We start from the raw sequence: 452 nt of genomic DNA, 5'->3' as shown, positions 1-452 counted from the left end.
CAATTCTGGATCGGCATGGTCCATTTCTTGGAGGCCTGCTGTATCGCGAGAAACGCCACTTTTAGCGCAGAGTCGTCGGTCGGGAAGAGCTTCCTTTGCTTGGTCGCTTTGCGCAGCACGCTGTTCAGTGACTCGATCGCATTGGTGGTGTAGATCACCTTCCGGATGGCGGAGGGATAATCAAACAGCGTGATCAGATTGTCCCAGTTATTCTGCCACGAGCGCGCTATCTGCGGGTACTGGCTATCCCAGCGCTCGCCGAAGGTCGCGAGTGCCTGTTGAGCTTCACGTTCCGTCGCAGACTGGTAGATCTGCTTCAGTTCAGCCGTCACCGCCTTGTAGTCCTTCCAGGAGACGTAGCGCAACGAGTTGCGGACCATGTGGACGATACACAGTTGCACCTTGGTCTGGGGATACTCCACGGCAATGGCATCAGGGAAGCCCTTGAGACC

Annotated in this window: 1 protein-coding gene; it reads right to left on the bottom strand. The window is 56.4% G+C overall.

Annotated elements, in window-relative coordinates; translation table 11 throughout:
* Nucleotides 1-452, bottom strand: a 452-nt coding sequence (locus ACLHZ1_RS20630) for an IS256 family transposase (protein WP_427263543.1), incomplete at both ends; no start/stop codon positions are given.

It is taken from the genome of Aeromonas sobria (assembly GCF_050266975.1).
GTDB classification, from domain to species: Bacteria; Pseudomonadota; Gammaproteobacteria; order Enterobacterales; family Aeromonadaceae; genus Aeromonas; species Aeromonas sobria_B.
The sequence above is the reverse complement of the archived record's forward strand: the minus strand, read 5'-3'. Positions and strand labels throughout refer to the sequence as shown.